The sequence below is a fragment of the Neorhizobium huautlense genome (genome assembly GCF_030811685.1).
In the GTDB taxonomy this organism is placed as follows: Bacteria; Pseudomonadota; Alphaproteobacteria; order Rhizobiales; family Rhizobiaceae; genus Neorhizobium; species Neorhizobium huautlense_A.
This window is the reverse complement of sequence record NZ_JAUSRF010000009.1, coordinates 24,451-40,857: the sequence shown is the minus strand read 5'-3', so window position 1 is coordinate 40,857 and position 16,407 is coordinate 24,451. Positions and strand designations below refer to the sequence as shown.

13 protein-coding genes are annotated in these 16,407 nt (G+C 60.3%); 3 read left to right on the top strand and 10 right to left on the bottom strand.

Annotated elements, in window-relative coordinates; all coding sequences use genetic code 11:
- The first annotated feature begins 21 nt into the window (after positions 1-21).
- The gene (locus J2T09_RS14455) at positions 22-2,985 is read left to right on the top strand and encodes a bifunctional [glutamine synthetase] adenylyltransferase/[glutamine synthetase]-adenylyl-L-tyrosine phosphorylase (RefSeq protein ID WP_306835759.1); all 2,964 of its coding nucleotides are present in this window, start codon (positions 22-24) and stop codon (positions 2,983-2,985) included.
- 247 nt (positions 2,986-3,232) lie between these two features.
- On the opposite strand, the gene J2T09_RS14450 is transcribed toward J2T09_RS14455, so the two are convergent.
- From J2T09_RS14450 to pepN, 3 genes are all read right to left on the bottom strand, one after another.
- Entirely contained in the window at positions 3,233-5,581 is a 2,349-nt protein-coding gene (locus J2T09_RS14450) for a PAS domain-containing sensor histidine kinase (protein WP_306835757.1), read from the bottom strand.
- A 190-nt stretch (positions 5,582-5,771) separates the two neighbouring features.
- On the bottom strand, positions 5,772-6,275 hold the full coding sequence (locus tag J2T09_RS14445) for a DUF2335 domain-containing protein (RefSeq protein ID WP_306835755.1): 504 nt from the start codon (positions 6,273-6,275) through the stop codon (positions 5,772-5,774).
- Positions 6,276-6,614: 339 nt separating this feature from the next.
- Positions 6,615-9,257: an aminopeptidase N gene (pepN, locus tag J2T09_RS14440; protein ID WP_306835753.1), complete on the bottom strand. Its 2,643-nt coding sequence runs from the start codon at positions 9,255-9,257 to the stop codon at positions 6,615-6,617.
- Positions 9,258-9,804: 547 nt separating this feature from the next.
- Between pepN and J2T09_RS14435 the strand changes: the two genes are divergently transcribed.
- Positions 9,805-10,740, top strand: coding sequence for a DMT family transporter (locus J2T09_RS14435; protein WP_306835751.1), 936 nt, complete (start codon positions 9,805-9,807; stop codon positions 10,738-10,740).
- Positions 10,741-10,771: 31 nt separating this feature from the next.
- Here the strand turns inward: J2T09_RS14435 and J2T09_RS14430 are convergent, their stop codons facing one another.
- The 5 genes from J2T09_RS14430 to J2T09_RS14410 all read right to left on the bottom strand — a co-directional run bounded on the left by J2T09_RS14430 (position 10,772) and on the right by J2T09_RS14410 (position 14,768).
- Positions 10,772-10,912, bottom strand: coding sequence for a hypothetical protein (locus J2T09_RS14430; RefSeq protein WP_306835750.1), 141 nt, complete (start codon positions 10,910-10,912; stop codon positions 10,772-10,774).
- A gap of 236 nt (positions 10,913-11,148) precedes the next feature.
- Entirely contained in the window at positions 11,149-11,340 is a 192-nt protein-coding gene (locus J2T09_RS14425; protein ID WP_306835748.1) for a hypothetical protein, read from the bottom strand.
- 148 nt (positions 11,341-11,488) lie between these two features.
- Positions 11,489-12,379, bottom strand: coding sequence for a uracil-DNA glycosylase (locus J2T09_RS14420; protein WP_306835745.1), 891 nt, complete (start codon positions 12,377-12,379; stop codon positions 11,489-11,491).
- A 72-nt stretch (positions 12,380-12,451) separates the two neighbouring features.
- Entirely contained in the window at positions 12,452-13,744 is a 1,293-nt protein-coding gene (locus J2T09_RS14415; RefSeq protein WP_306835743.1) for an Hsp70 family protein, read from the bottom strand.
- Positions 13,745-13,892: 148 nt separating this feature from the next.
- A complete protein-coding gene (locus J2T09_RS14410; RefSeq protein WP_306835741.1) occupies positions 13,893-14,768 on the bottom strand; it encodes a LysR family transcriptional regulator in 876 nt (291 codons plus the stop codon).
- 103 nt (positions 14,769-14,871) lie between these two features.
- On the opposite strand from J2T09_RS14410, the gene blaOXA reads away from it, so the two are divergent.
- Positions 14,872-15,699 carry a class D beta-lactamase gene (gene blaOXA / locus J2T09_RS14405; protein ID WP_306835740.1) on the top strand — a complete coding sequence of 276 codons (828 nt, stop codon included), beginning with the start codon at positions 14,872-14,874 and terminating at the stop codon, positions 15,697-15,699.
- Between the two features lie 8 nt (positions 15,700-15,707).
- Here the strand turns inward: blaOXA and J2T09_RS14400 are convergent, their stop codons facing one another.
- Entirely contained in the window at positions 15,708-16,061 is a 354-nt protein-coding gene (locus tag J2T09_RS14400) for an NINE protein (RefSeq protein ID WP_306835734.1), read from the bottom strand.
- 80 nt (positions 16,062-16,141) lie between these two features.
- Positions 16,142-16,345 (bottom strand): hypothetical protein, encoded by a 204-nt coding sequence (locus tag J2T09_RS14395; RefSeq protein WP_306835731.1) that lies wholly within the window; start codon positions 16,343-16,345, stop codon positions 16,142-16,144.
- Positions 16,346-16,407: the final 62 nt, after the last annotated feature.

The following is a 16,407-nucleotide window of genomic DNA, read 5'->3' as shown; positions in this document are numbered from 1 at the left end:
GGGAGCAAGCAGGAGGTGCCCATGTCGCAGACCGGAAACCGGCTCGATACGGTGAAGGCGGATGTCATCCGGCCGTTCAACAAGACTGAAGCCAAGGCGTCGCTGACGGCGCTGAAGGAGATGGCGGGTGTGGAGCCGGCCATTGCGGCACTGCTGGCCGATGATAGCGCGCTCAGGGATTTTGTCGTTTCCGCTTTCAGCCTGTCGCCATATCTGCGCGAGACGGCGGTGATTACGCCCGCCATTCTTGCCGCTGCTTTGACCGAGCCGCTGGAGCCGCTTCTGGAGCGACTTGTCGAGCGGGCGAAAAATTGCTGGCGGCCGCGGGAGGATGGCGCCATTCCCTCGGAAGCCGAGGTGATGGTGGCGCTGCGCCGCGCCAAGCGTGAGGCGAGTTTTGTCATCGCGATCGCCGATCTGGCGCGGCTGTTTTCCGCCTTCGACACGACGCGCTGGCTGACAGCACTGGCGGATGCCGCCGTGGCGGCGGCGATCGATCACCTTCTGCTCAACGCACATGGTTCGGGAAAACTGAAACTCGTTGATCCGCAGGAGCCGAGCCGCGATAGTGGCCTTGCGGTGATCGGCATGGGCAAACATGGCGCCGGCGAACTCAACTATTCCTCCGATATCGATCTCGTCGTGTTTTACGAAACCGACACCGGCACGCTTCCCGATCCGCTGGATGCTTCCGAAACCTATGCGCGGATGATGCGCCGGCTGGTGCGGATCCTGCAGGAGCGTACCGGCGAGGGATATGTTTTTCGCACCGATCTTCGGCTGCGGCCGGACCCCGGTTCGACGCCGCTTGCCGTCTCCATGGATGCGGCGATGATCTATTACGAGGGCAGGGGCCAGAACTGGGAACGGGCCGCCTATATCAAGGCGCGGCCGGTGGCGGGTGATATCGCGGCGGGCACGCTGTTTCTCAAACAGTTGCAGCCTTTCGTGTTCCGCAAATATCTCGATTACGCGGCGATTGCCGACATCCACGGCATCAAGCGGCAGATCCATGCGCATAAGGGATATGGTGACATCGCAGTGAAGGGCCATGACGTCAAGCTCGGGCGTGGCGGCATTCGCGAGATCGAGTTTTTCGTGCAGACGCAGCAACTCATTGCCGGCGGGCGAATGACCGATTTGCGTTCGCGCCGCACCGACGAGACGCTGGCGGCATTGGCGCAGGCGCGCTGGATCACGCCGGTGGTGGAGCGCGAACTGACCGCGGCCTACTGGTTTCTGCGCGATGTGGAACACCGCATCCAGATGGTGCGCGACGAACAAAGCCACAAACTGCCGACGACGGAAGCCGAGCTGAAGCGAATTGCGCTGATGATGGGTTTTGCCGATGTCGCCGGATTTTCAGCCCGTGTCGATACGGTGCTCAGAACCGTCGAGCGCTGTTATGCGCGGCTGTTCGAAAAGGAGGCCGAGGGCGGCGAAGCGCAGATCACGCTGAGTTTTGGTGGCGGGCAGGACGATCCGAAAACGCTGGAATGGCTGAAACATGCCGGTTTCGAACGGCCATCCGACATGTCCGGGGTGATCCGTGGCTGGTATGCGGGGCGGTATCGCGCCATGCAGTCGGCGGAAGCGCGCGAAAGGCTGACGGTGCTGATGCCGGAGCTTTTGAAGGCTTTTGCTGCCGGCAAAAGACCGGATGAGGTTCTGCTGCGTTTCGACAGTTTTCTCTCCGGCCTGCCGGCGGGGATTCAGCTGTTTTCGCTGCTGGGCAGCAATCCAGCCGTGCTGTCGTTGCTGGTGACCATTCTTTCCTCTGCGCCGCGTTTGGCCGATATCATTGCTGCGCGTCCGCATGTGTTCGACGGGCTGCTCGATCCGCGGCTGATGACGGAAATGCCGACGCGGGCGGATATGGCCGGCCGACTTTCCAATTTGCTGAGCGCTGCCGGGCATCATGAGGACGTGCTGGATCGGCTGCGGATTTTTGCCGCCGAACAGCGTTTCCTCATCGGCATCCGTCTGTTGACGGGGGCGATTTCGGCGGCGGTGGCGGCGCGGGGTTTTACCGATCTTGCCGATCTTCTGATCGAACAGGCGCTGTCGGCCGTGACCCGTCAGATGGAAGTGGCGCACGGAAAATATCCGGGCGGGCGGGTGATCGTGCTCGGCATGGGCAAGCTCGGCAGCTTTGAACTGACCGCCGGCTCCGATGTCGATATCATTCTTCTCTACGATTACGACGACAGCGCTGAGGAATCGTCCGGGCCGAAACCGCTCGATTCCATGCGCTATTTTTCGCGACTGACGCAACGACTGATCGCGGCCTTGTCCGCGCCGACGGCGGAGGGCGTGGTCTTCGAGGTGGATCTTCGGCTGCGCCCCTCCGGCAACAAGGGGCCGGTGGCGACGCGTATCAACGCTTTCGGTAAATACCAGCGAGAAGAAGCCTGGACCTGGGAACATCTGGCACTGACACGGGCGCGGGTGATCTGCGGGGATGACAGCCTGCGCGGCGAGGCGGATGCGATCATCGACGAGGTGCTGGGGCAGAAGCGCGATGTGCCCAAGGTGACATCGGAAGTTGCCGAAATGCGGGCGCTGATCACCCAGGAAAAACCGCCCAAGGACATTTGGGATTTCAAGCTGATTGCCGGCGGGCTGGTGGATATCGAGTTCATTGCGCAATATCTGCAGCTGATTGCACCGGCGCGTGGGGAGGATGTCGATACGGGCGGTATGAGTACATCAGAAGCGCTGAAGGCTCTGGGCGAGCGGATGATGGCACCGGGTGATCTCGATACGGCTTTGGAGGCGCTCAACCTGTTGACGGCGCTGTCGCAGACCGTGCGCCTGTGCATCGACGGCGATTTCAATCCCCGAGAGGCGCCGCAGGGGCTGATCGAGCAGCTGTGCCGGGCGGGCGATTGCGCCGACCTGAAAATGCTGGAGGGCGAGGTGAAACGGTTGTCCAAGGCAGGGCGGGAGATTTTTGGGCGGGTGGTGAGCCCGGGCAATTTTTGAGGGGCGTTGTTTGTGTAGCGATGAGTGGGCAGCTTGCTCCAATGATCTCCCCCTTGAGGGGGAGATGTCACCGAAAGGTGACAGAGGGGGGTATGCAAGGGCGCGGCAGATGGGGTGAAAGCGGCGTTTGCGCTGGAAACACCCCCCTCTGTCCTGCCGGACATCTCCCCCTCAAGGGGGGAGATCGGCTGGGCTCACTCTTCGCTTTCCAAATGCGATAGGCGCCTCATTGGGGCGTGGTAACGTATCACCCAGCCCGCTTCTGCATCGGCAGCGCCTGCAGTTTCCGGTGCGGAATGATCAATGACACGACCGTGCCCTTGCCCATGGAGGAGCGGATGCGCATGCGGCCGCCGTGCAGCGCCACTAGCGACCGGGAGATCGCAAGGCCCAATCCCGAGCCGCCCTTGCTCTTCGCATACTGACTCTGAACCTGTTCGAAGGGCTGGCCGATCTTGCTCATCGCCGCCTTCGGGATGCCGATGCCGGTATCGGCGATCGTCAGCGTCAGGCCCTTGTCGGTGCGATGGGCGCGCAGTTCGACGTGACCGCCCTTGTCGGTGAATTTGACGGCGTTGGACAGGAGGTTGAGCAAGATCTGTTTCATGGCGCGGCGGTCGCCGACCATGGACAGGCTGTCGGCAAGGCGGTGGTTGAAGCTGACGCCCTTTTCCTGCGCGAGAATGGCAGTGAGACGCAGACTTTCCTCGATCAGCGGCGCCAGATCCATCCGTTCCGCCTGCACCATCATGTGGCCGGCCTCGATCTTCGACATGTCGAGAATATCGTTGATGACGTTCAGGAGGTGCTTGCCGCTGTCGTGGATATCGCGGGCATATTCGCTGTATTTCGGGGAGCCGACGGGGCCGAACATGCCGTTCACCAGAACCTCGGAAAAGCCGAGAATGGCGTTGAGCGGCGTGCGCAACTCGTGGCTCATATTGGCGAGAAACTCGGACTTGGCCTTGTTGGCGGCTTCCGCGCGGTCTTTTTCAGCCTGATAATTGCTGTTGGCCATGGAAAGTTCGGCCTTCTGGCGCTCCAGCTTCTTTTGCGAGGAGGACAGGTCGCCGATCGTTGCCATCAGGCGGCGTTCGCTTTCGCGCAGGCGTTCCTGGTTGCGTTTGAGAAGCGAGATATCGGTGCCGACCGAAACCATGCCGCCATCGCGGGTGCGGCGTTCGTTGATCTGCAGCCAGCGGCCATCGGCAAGCTGCACTTCGGTGGTGCGCGAAAAACCGCTGATATCGGGATCGGCAACCCGGCGCTCCACCACCGGACGGGCGGCGGCAAGCATCAGCTTGCTGCGTTCGGTGCCGGGCACAAGGACATTGTCGGGCAGGCCGTAAGCCTGCTGGTAATGTTCGTTGCACATCACCAGACGATCATTCTTGTCCCACAGCACAAAGGCTTCCGATGTGCATTCGATGGCATCGGCCAGACGCTGGTCGGCCTCGGCGTAACGCTGGGCGAGACGGTGCTGTTCGGTGACGTCCATGGCGATGCCGATGACATGGGTCTTGCCCTGTCCTGTCTCCATGACCTGCGCACGGGCCCGCATCCAGACGTAATGGCCGGCCGCATGACGCATGCGAAAAACCTGATCGATCTGCTTGGCATTGCCACGCCCGACAGCGCGGGCCAGCGCGAACAGGTTGCCGTCTGCCGGGTGCATCATGCGGGCGGCATCGCTGAAGGACAGCATGTTGTCGCCCGGCGGCAGGCCGAGCATTTCGTACATAGACCGCGACCAGTAGAGCCGGCGGTTCGGCAGGTCGAAATCCCACAAGCCGCAGCGGCCGCGCGAAAGCGCCGTTTCGACGCGCAGGTTGGATTCGAGAAAGATATCGTCGGAATCGCGGGCGCGCTTCACCTGCATGTAATAGGCATAAAGCACGACGAGCAGGATGGCGGAAATGCCGGCAAACAGGGTGACGTTGAGAGAAACCTGCTGGCGCCAGAGGGCATTGGATTCCACCAGCGACTGCGCGGAAATGATCAGGCTGCCATCGGTGCCGACCGGGCGGATGGCGGCGTAGAGCGGCATGTCGTTGAAGACGGTTTCGATGATGCCGTCCTGATCGTCGAAACGGCGCAGGGTGGCGGTTTCCGGCAGGAGCGTATCGAGCCGGTGACCGATATAGGATGACGCGCCGGGCGAACCGCCAAAAATCGTGCCCGACGCATTGACGAACATGATGAAGGCGCCCGGCTCGAAGCGATCCTTGGGCAGGAAGGCGAAAAGCCGGGCTTCGGCAGCGGCGCGATCGCTGGCCGTAAAACTTTGGGCATTGCCGGCAAAGGCGGCGGTGGCCGTGGCCGCGACAAGCCGCGTGGTTTCGCGCGAGGCACCCTGCAGGCGATCATGTTCCGATACCAGCGCCAGGAGGCGCGAGGCAGCGATCACCATCAGGAACGCCATGATGAGGAGCGGGATGGAACGCTTCAGGAAAAGCTCGGCGCGCGGGATGCGGCTGGACAGGATCGGGCGCAGGGAAAGACCACCGCCGGACATCAGGCCGCGGAGAGCAGTGAAGACAGGAAATTTGAGACGCAGCCGTTCATCGGCTGCGGTTGCCCGCTGCACGTTCGCCATGGTGACCGTTCGTTTTGACCTCGTGGTGATTCGCAATGCCGCTTGCGAACTGTTGGCAGTGAATCATTAGTGATTCTTCATGTCCAGAGGCGCGGTAATAAAATTTTAACGAATTGATTCCGTTGCGATTCTATCAGCTTTCAGCTTGAGTGGTTCGAAGTGACTTTGTTTATCGTCCAATACCGCGAATTCAGTCCCGCCGGACATGAGCCGATACGAACACGCCGACGCAGCTGAAAACGCCGGTCCCGAGCAGGAGGCCGGCAAGGATGTTGTTGCCGTTCAACCCGGCATAGACCGCGGCTGCGACGAGAAGGATAAGTGCGGAAAAGCCCAGCAGCATGCCAAGCAGGCGGTAGAGGTGATCACTCGCCTGTGCCTTGCGGGCGACCGCGCGATTGTGCTCGAGCGTCTCTTCCGCCATACGAAGCATACGATCGGCGCTGCCGGGGACGATGCGGTCATATTCGCCGAGGTGACCGGGATGGGGGAGCGGGCCGGAAAAGGTTGCCGTCCTTGCAACGCCGATCACGCGCAAGATGATGTCTTCACGCTGTCTGTGCGGCAGATTGGCAAGGATCGGGGCGAGTTCGCGCTCGATCGAACTTTCAATCGTCTCTGCTGTCTTGTTTTCAGGCGGCTTGGCTGTTTCGGGCTTTTCCGGTGGTGGGCTTCTGTCCGAATTCTTTGCCAAGGGACGCCCTTTCCGTCAGGGTGGCTTGAAGGACGACGCCAACCTTTCCCCATGCCTGATCAAGTGAGACGGTATAGTCTCGAGTGCGCATTCGGCGAGGAGCGAAAAACGAAAGGCAAGCGGTAAACCCTTCCGCAAAACCCTTGGTGAGGGAGCGTCGCAGCATTGATGTTTCTCCCTCGTTTGTCCTGCCAGGCTGAGGCGAGTTTACCGCTCTCCACTGGAATGACAACTCCGCGTTTTTAGGGGCTTTCCATGCCTGCCGCATAATTGTCCGTTTTGAAACGAAAAACGCCGGGGCAAAACCCCGGCGTCGATTTCGTTCTGACCTGAAACCGATTAGGCCTTCAGCATGCGCTCAACGATGTCGCGGACATCGGTAGAGAGCTGCGGTGCGCGCTCGATCTCCATCAGGGCTGCGCGGGCGTGGTCGGCGCGCGCCGATTCCAGCGAACGCCAGGAGCGCATCGAGGTGAGGATGCGGGCCGCAAGCTGCGGGTTTTTCGGGTCGATCGCGAGGATCTGGGCGGCGAGGAAACGATACCCTTCACCATCGGCGCGGTTAAAGCCCGTGGCGTTGGAGAAGGCGAAAGCGCCGACCAGAGACCGCACGCGGTTCGGGTTGCTGGCGTTGAATTTTTCGTCTTCCATCAGCGTTTTTACGCGGGAAATAGAGTCTTCGCCCGGAATAGTCGCCTGGATCAGGAACCACTTGTCGATGACGAGAGGGTTGTCGGCAAATCGCTTGGCAAATGTTTCCAGCGCGTCCTTCGCTTCAGCCGAGGCCGGGAAACGATGGGTGAGCAGCGTCAGCGCCTGGGCGAGGTCCGTCATGTTGTCGGCCTTGGCGAAGGCTTCCGCTGCACGCGCGGGCGTGTTTTCCGCAAAGGCCAGATAACCGAGGGCGGCATTGCGCAGCGAACGCTTGCCGGCACTTGCTGCATCCGGCTTGAACGCACCTTCGACGCGCATCTCTTCCGAGAGCGCAAGGAACGTGTCACAACCGGCTTCAGCGATCGCGGCCAGAACGGCCTGACGACCGGCATGGATGGCGTCGGGATTGTTGTTGCAACCCAGTTCGCGGGCAATATCGGCTTCGCTCGGAAGGGTCAGCGCCTGGGCACGGAAGGCCGGCTCCAGCTTTGCATCGGCGGCGGCTTCGAGAAGCGCTGCGATGAAGGCCGGATCAACAGTCACCGGCTTGCCGTCGCGGGCATCGCTGGTCGCCTGGATGAGGTTCGGCACGGCCAGATCATTCAGCGCCTGCCAGCGCGAGAACAGGTCGGTGTCGTGACGGGCGATATGGACCAGATCTTCGGTCGGCTGATCGAAGGCAAGGTTGATCGGCGCCGAGAAGGAACGGTTGAGCGACAGAACCGGACGCGAGGAAATACCTGTGAAGACAAAGGTCTGGCTGCGTTCGGTGAGGTGCAGGATATCGCCCGAAACTTCGCCGCCGGAAACCGAAGCCGGTTCGGCGATCGAACCGTTGTCGAGGATCAGTGCGAAGGAGAGCGGAATGTGCATCGGCTCCTTGGTCGTCTGGCCGGGTGTCGCCGGGATCGTCTGTTCGAGCGTCAGCGTGAAGGTGCCGGCGTCATAGGCGGTGGACACCGACACGAGCGGCGTGCCGGCCTGATGATACCAGCGCGAGAACTGCGACAGGTCGCGGCCGTTGGCATCCTCGAAGCACTTTACGAAATCTTCGACGGTGGCGGCATCGCCGTCATGACGTTCGAAATAGAGGTCCATGCCCGCCTTGAAGCCGTCGGCGCCCAGAAGCGTCGCGATCATGCGGGTGACTTCCGAGCCCTTTTCGTAGACGGTCGTCGTGTAGAAATTGTTGATCTCGCGATAGACGGTCGGGCGCACCGGATGGGCGAGGGGGCCTGCATCTTCCGGGAACTGTTCCGATTTCAGGTGACGCACTTCGGCAATACGCTTGACGGCACGCGAGCGCATGTCTGCGGAAAACTCGTGGTCGCGATAGACGGTGAGGCCTTCCTTCAGGCACAGCTGGAACCAGTCGCGGCAGGTGATGCGGTTGCCGGTCCAGTTGTGGAAATATTCGTGGGCGATGATCGCCTCGATATTCGCGTAATCCTGATCGGTGGCGGTCGCAGGGTCGGCCAGAACATACTTGTCGTTAAAGACGTTGAGGCCCTTGTTCTCCATGGCGCCCATGTTGAAATCGGACACCGCGACGATCTGGAAAATGTCGAGATCGTATTCGCGGCCAAAACGTTCCTCGTCCCACTTCATGGAACGCTTGAGCGCATCCATGGCATAAGCGGCGCGATCTTCCTTGCCGTGTTCGACATAGATTTTCAGCGTGACTTCACGCTCCGACATGGTGACGAACTTGTCTTCGATGACGCCGAGATCACCGGCGACCAGCGCGAAGAGATAGCTCGGCTTCGGGTGCGGATCGAACCATGCGGCAAAGGCGCGGCCTTCGTCGTAACCGGCGCCGCCCAAAAAGTTGCCGTTGGAGAGCATGACGGGGTTGGCTGCCTTGTCACCGATAATGGTGATCGTATAGGGCGCCAGAACATCCGGACGGTCGGGGAAATAGGTGATGCGGCGAAAACCCTCGGCTTCGCACTGGGTGCAATAGATGCCGTTGGTGCGGTAAAGCCCCATCAGCTGCGTATTGGCTTCCGGGTTGATATAGGTGGTGACGGTGATCTCGAACGGCGCTTCGGCCGGCAGGTCACGGATCGTCAGCAGTTCCGGCGTCACGTCATACTGGCTGGCCGGCACTTCGCGCTGGTCGAACAGCAGGCCCGACAGTTTCAGCTCGTCGCCATCCAGAACCAGCGGCGCCTTGGCATCGACGCCTTCGCGACGATGAAAGATCAGGCGTGCATCGACCTTGGTATTGGTCGGATCCAGTTCGAAGGTCAGATCGACGCGTTCAAGAACAAAGTCAGTGGGGCGGTAGTCTGCCAGATTGACGATCTGACCCGTGTCTGTGCGCATGATCTTTCCTGGAAATAGCAAATATTAATGGCGGGTTTCTTGGATTTAGCCAAGAGTTGCCGGGATAATGACGGACAAAGCTGAACGATTGCTAAAGTTCTGGAACATCGCGCCAAAATGTTACATGTCGCGTGTGTTTAGTAAATATTGCTAATCAATGATGGTAATGATGGCAAACCATCTTTTTTGCCATGCCATATGTTGAGGTTAACTGGAGTAACGCCACCAGTTGATGTGTGCCGTATTGCTGCATCGTGCAGGTGTAAGCGATGGGATGCAAGGGTCGTCTCCCGAGCAGGGTGAAAATTCGACAATGAAGTTTGATTTTTATCATTAATACTTGGTTGGCGCCGATGTGGCTCGGTTGGGTCGCATGGCCAGAGCCTCTTCAGCTTGGCCAGCCCTGCACCATTTCAGGATTAATCCGCCTGGTCGCATCCTCGTAAGAAGATGTGAACTCTTTTTGGCCACATTGATTGGCATACCAACTGATATTTCAATTTCCATGCAGGCGGTTTCTCCGACCTGCCTTCACAACGAGTCCGAAATGGCGCCCGAAGCGGTCAATCCCCTCAAGGGGATCGCGTTGAAACTCTTTTCCGTCGTCGCCTTTCTTGGCATGCAGACATGCATCAAGGCGGCGGGGCCGGCGGTCGAGGCCGGGCAGGTGACCTTTTATCGCTCAGCCTTCGCGCTGGTGCCGATCATGGCCTATCTGGCCTTCCGCAGCGATCTGCGTGCCGCTTTCCACACCAACAACCTGTTCGGCCATTTCAAGCGCGGATTTCTCGGTATCGCGTCGATGGGGTTCGGTTTCTACGGCCTCGTCAATCTGCCGCTGCCGGATGCCATCGCCATCGGTTATGCCTCGCCGCTGATGGGGGTCATCTGCGCCGCCATCTTTCTGAAGGAGAAGGTGCGCATCTATCGCTGGTCGGCGGTGGCGATCGGCATTTTCGGGGTGATGATCATTTCCTGGCCGAAACTGACCATGTTCGACGATGGCGGTTTCGGCAATGCTCAGGCGGTCGGTGCGGCATCCGTGCTGATGTCGTCCTTCCTTGCCGGTTTTGCGATGATCCAGACGCGGCAGCTGGTCAGCACCGAAAAGACCTCGACCATCGTTCTCTATTTCTCGCTGTCGGGCGCCATCTTTGCGCTCGTGACCATCCCGTTCGGCTGGTCGGCGCTGACCTTCTGGCAGGCGGCGTTCCTGATCGGGTCTGGTTTCTGTGGCGGGGTAGGGCAACTGTTGCTGACCGAGGCCTATCGCAACGCCGATGTCTCCACCGTCGCGCCGTTCGACTATACGTCGATCCTGCTGGGTATCGTCATCGCCTTCATCCTGTTCGGCGATATCCCGACGGTGACAATGCTGATCGGCACGGCGATCACGGTGTCGGCCGGCATCTTCATCATCTACCGCGAACACAGGCTAGGGCTGGAGCGCAAGGCTGCCCGCAAGGCAACGCCGCCGTCGTGAGCCAGCCCATCCATGTTGAACGTCTCAAGCTTCAGAAATGAATGCCGGCGTCCGACTGCGGAGCTTTCTTGCTGCGGGTCGAGCGCGTGTATTGGCGCGAGGCATTGACGGCCGTGCCGATGTCGCGAAGGCTTTCGCGCAAGGACCGCAGGGGATGGATGCTCATTTTCATCGTCATGTCTCCCTAAGGCGCGCCGGTGCCCGACAGGGGCGCACAATGAACGCGCGGATACTTCACAAGTCTTGTGCCGTGCCGCAGGGGAGAAACTCGACCCTTGAGCCGGTATGCCAGGGTATGCTTTCCAGGAATTGTGTCGCGTTCCCGAAAACGCGCTATGCGCCAGATCAAGTGACCTGACGCCATCTTGTGCGGACCTCGATCAGGTGGTGGCCGAAACCGCCAAAAGATCAGCGTTCGCGAAAATCCGCAAAGATGGATGTCGGACGCGTCAGCGTGCCGCGACGGGCAAAGCCTGATGCCGTCAACTGTTCGTTCGTAACCGAACCGAAGTGGTGACGACCTTCCGTCGTGCGGGCGTAGAGGCCGGCAATCTGAAGGGTTTCAAAACCCGAATGGATCGGGCGGGTGTTCGTGGTCATTGCCTTGGTTCCTTAAACCAGAATTCCTCCCAAGACATGACGTCAATATCGCAGTGCAGCGTGATTTCCGCAATGCACGCAAAAGCCGTGCAGCCATGCGAGCCGCGCATGGCTTTTGTCATATTTCTTTAATCGATTGTATTTTTGGCTAGATATCAGCCAGCCGTGCCTTGAAAACGAGCAGGTCCTGCCAGGCAAGCGCCTTGTTTGCAGGGGCAGCCATGAGATCCTGCGGGTGCAGGCTGGCCAGCGCCGACACTGTCACGCCGCCAACCGTAACGTCGCGCCACGCGCCGCGCATGGAAAAGATCGAGGCATCGCCGCCGATCAGGCATTTAGCGGTAAAGTTGCCGAGCAAAAGCATCAGCTTGGGTTCGACAAGGGCGATCTGGCGCTCGATGAACGGGCGGCAGATTTCCATCTCTGCGGGCGAGGGCGTGCGGTTGCCGGGCGGGCGCCACGGCACGGCATTGGCGAGCAGCACGGTATCGCGTGACAGGCCGATGGCCGCCAGCATGCGGTCGAGCATCTGGCCCTGACGGCCGGAAAATGGCAGTCCGTCGCGGTCGTCATCGGCATTTGGCATGGGTCCGATCACCATGATGCCGGAAGACGGATTGCCGCTGGCAAACACCGTGGAGCGAGCGCCATGCTTGAGATTGCAGCTGCCGAAGGCTTCCATCGCCGTCTTGAGTTCGTCGAGCGACCGGGCGCTGTCGGCGGCAAAACGGGCGGCGGCGATCGCCTGATCGTCCGGAATGGCAACCGGCGTATTGGATGGGCGCGGCGGTGGCGGCGGCGCACGGCCGGGCGCGACCTTTGCCTGAGGCGAAGGTGCTTCGCCACCTTGCTGCGGCCGTTCCTGCTGGCTTGGCGCCGTTTGCTGCTGGCGATTGGCGCGTGCCGCCTGCTGCTGTGCAAACTCGGCGATGCGATCCACCGGCTCGTCTTCCAGCAGCCACTCGACACCGGCATCCGCATAAAAATGCAGAAGGGCGGCAAGCTCTGCGGGATCGAGTTGGCTGGCGCTGGGGTTCATGGGGTTACCCTATAGCACGATGGCTGCGGGTGGAAACCGCCTTGGCGTGGCTATACGTGGAATGTCCGGCTTTTACGCCGACCATTCCCCGACATCGCCGCTTTCGCCGATCAGGGCCAGACCGTGGGCGATCGACAGCAGTTCGCCGCCGCTTTCGATCTTGTCCGCATCGAAACGCTGCGTGAAAATCTTGCGCACAGCCGGGACGAACGAAGTGCCACCGGTCAAAAACACCTTGTCGACCTGATCGGCCGAGGTGTTGGTCTTGGTCAACACATCGTCGAGCGCGCCTTCGATCTTTGCAAGATCATCGGCGATCCAGGTTTCGAAATCGGCGCGCTTCACCGTCTTGTGGCCGGCCTTGCCGAGCGGCGAGAAGTGGAATTCCGCTTCTTCGGCCGCAGACAGCGCCATCTTGGTGGCCGAGATCGCCTGATAGAGCGGATACCCTTCGTCATGTTCGACGAGGTCGATGAACAGTTCGAGCTTGTCCGGGTCGGTTGCCGAGCGCACCAGCGATTTCAGGTCGGTGAATTCGCGGGTGGTCTTGAAGATCGACAGCTGGTTCCAGCGCGAGAAATTGGCGTAATAACCGGCCGGCACATCCAGGAGCTTGTCAAAGCTCTTGAAATGCGTGCCCTTGCCGATTTCCGGCGCCACCAACTGGTCGACCATTTTCGCATCAAAATGATCGCCGGCGATGCCGACACCGGAGTGGCCGATCGGGGTGGCCTTCAGCTTGCCGGCGATACGCTCGAAACGGATCAGCGAATAGTCGGTCGTGCCGCCGCCGAAGTCGGCGACCAGAACATTGGCGTCGCTCTTCAGCGTCTGCGCGAAGTAATAAGCCGCCGCGACGGGTTCGTAGACGTAATGGATTTCCGGAAAGCCCAGGCGGGTCAGCGCCGCATTGTAACGCTCGGTGGCCAAAGCCGGGTCCGGGTTGGCGCCGGCAAAATGCACCGGGCGGCCGGCGACGAGGCGAGAAATGTCGCTCGGCCATGCACCATCGGCATAAAACTTCAGGCGGTTCAAAAACACTTCCATCAGGTCTTCGAACGAGTGGCGGCGGGCAAAAACCAGCGTGCCCTGAAAGAGGGGGCTTGCCGCAAAGGTCTTGATCGACTGCAGAAAACGCGCGTCGCCGGGATTGTCGATGAACTGGCGGATGGCCGCCTGTCCTGCTTCGACCTTTAGAGCCTGCGCGCCAAGCTGCGCATCCTTCATGAAGGAGAGCGCCGTGCGCATGGAATCGGTCGTGCCGGCGCTGCTGGTAAACGACATGGAATTGGTGGTGTTATCGTCCTGCGCCAATGCGAGAACAGTATTGGTCGTGCCGAAATCAAGCCCGAGCGCCCGTGACATGGTCGTGCTCCTGAGTGGTCAGAAATGGATGGAACGGGGCCGCTGCCCCGAACGAGCGGGCGTGCGATAGCCGCCCGGAAATCGAGAGCGCGCCTGATGCCACAGGGGCGGGCGGATGGCAAGCTGCCGATGGCAAGTTTGACGGATGTCAGTTGGTCGCAGCCGCCTGTTGCAGCAGCCACAACCGAAACGCCTGCATGGCGGGCGTGACCATGCGTGATTTCAGCCTGGTCAACCAGTATTTGCCGCGCGACACGGTGATGTCGAAAGGCTGTTCGAGATAACCGGCGGTGATCTGGCGGGAAAACATCAGCGGCGGTGCCAGCGCCACGCCAAACCCTTGCATGGCGGCATCGACCATCAGGATCGAGCTGTCGAAAACCGGGCCGCGGATCGGCGGCGCGGTGATGCCTGCCTGCGCGAACCAGCCCGGCCATTCATCCGTGCGGTAGGAGCGCAGCAGGTGTTGCTGGATGATGTCTTCCGGGCCTTTCAGTGTTCGCGCGATGGAGGGAAGGCAGAGGGCCGAAAGCGGCGTTTCGAACAGCGGTTCGGCTTCGATATCGTGCCAGGCGCCATTGCCGAAACGGATCGAATAATCCAGTCCTTCGGCGGCGATATCGACGCGGTTGTTGTTGGTCGAGAGGCGCAGGTCGATAAACGGATGGTGCTCGGCAAAATCATCGAGCTTTGGCAGCAGCCAGCCGACGGCAAACGTGCCGACCGCACCGACGGTGAGCACCTCGCGCAGATGGCCGCCCTCGAACCGTTCCAGCACACCGGCCATGCGGTCAAAGGATTCCTGCAGGATCGGCAGCATGGCGAGCCCTTCCTCGGTGATCATCAGCCCACGCGGCAGGCGGCGGAAGAGGGTGACGCCGATGCGCTCCTCCAGCAGTTTCACCTGATGGCTGACGGCGGCCTGCGTGACGCAAAGCTCGATCGCCGCGCGGGTAAAACTGAGGTGACGGGCGGCGGCCTCGAAGGCGCGCAACGCATTGAGCGGAAGGTGCGGACGGACCATGGAGAAGGCCTAGAAAAATTGATGGCTCGCAGCAGATATCATCGTTTGATTGGGGCTCGCAACAGGCCGTAGAAATGCCTTGAACAAAACGGAGAAAGTTTTGATGACGATTTTCAGACGATCCTGTCTGGCGGCCATGTCACTCGGCATTGTCGTCGCATTGAGCCCAATTTCCAGCGCATCGGCCACTGAGAAGGTGGAATGCACTCTTATCATCGACGCCAAGACCGGTGAGACGATCCTGCGCAAGGGCACCTGCGACCAGGGTTTTTATCCGCAATCGACCTTCAAGCTGCCTTTGGCCATGATGGGATATGACGCGGGTATCCTGACCAGTTCGACCGCGCCGCTCTGGCCCTATAAGGCCGAGTATAAGCGGTCCAAGCGCGAGCAGAAGGACACCATGCCTCAAATCTGGCTGTCGGATTCGATCGTCTGGTATTCGCAGGAGATCACCCGCAAGCTCGGCAAAAAGGCATTCGGCGACTATGTGCGCGGTTTCGGTTACGGCAACATGGATGTTTCCGGCGGGCCGGGCGGCACGGATGGGCTGACTGAATCCTGGCTGTCATCGTCGTTGAAAATTTCACCGGACGAGCAGGTGGCGTTTCTGAAGCGCTTCCTCGATGGCAAGCTGCCGATTTCGGCGGAGGCGGTGGAAAAGACCAAAAACGCCGCGCCGACCTTCAAGGGCAATGCCGATTGGCACATCGTCGGCAAGACCGGTTCCGGCAGCATGCGCAACAGCGCCGGCAAATGGGATCCGAACCGGCCGATCGGCTGGTTCGTCGGCTGGGGCCATGGTCAGACGCGATCGGTCATCTTTGCCCGCCTGCTGGTGGATACGAAACGCCACACCGACAAGCCGATCAGTTTTACCGTGCGCGACAGCATGATCCGCGATCTGCCGAAGATCGTCGATAAACGCTGAAGTCGGTCTCAATTTCTGTTTGCGAGTTCGCGGTCGATTTCGGCCGCGATTTCGGCATTGCGGTCACGCGTCATCTTGGGAATGAGAAAAAGATCGACAAGCACCCAAAGGGTGACGACCCACCATGTAAGCGTCACGCTGTATATGCCGATCATCGGCAGCAGGATGGCGCCGAGTGTCAGGACCAGCATCGTCAGTGCCGTACGTTTGTAACCGAGATAGAAACGATGCAAGCCGAGGCAGCCGGCGCCACCAAGCAGAGCCAGCAGATAGGCGATCAGCATCGATTTGCTGGCGCGACGGTAGATCAGTCCTCGCGGCGCTTGTTGCGGAGGGCTGCGATCCATGTTCTCGTTGCTCATGATGCTCGTCATTCGTGTTTGTCGGTGGAGAGATATCGCCGCCGTCCGGATTTCAACCGGTCATGTCGAAAGTTTGTCTGTCAGCGCAGAAAGCGCCGCGATGCCCAGACGATCGCCACGCCGATGATGGTGACGATCACGCCGCGCAAGATCCAAGGCGACTGGTTGATCATGAAACTGGATGCCGGGTAGGGGAAGGCGCCGGTGCCCTGGCCGACCCAGACAAGGCCGATCAGCGCCATCAGTACACCGATGATGGTTAGCACAATTCTGGCAAGGCGCATGGTTTTCTCCCGAATGAACAGGGCCGCATCATAAGGTGCAGCCCTGTTTTCGTCATGTCGGA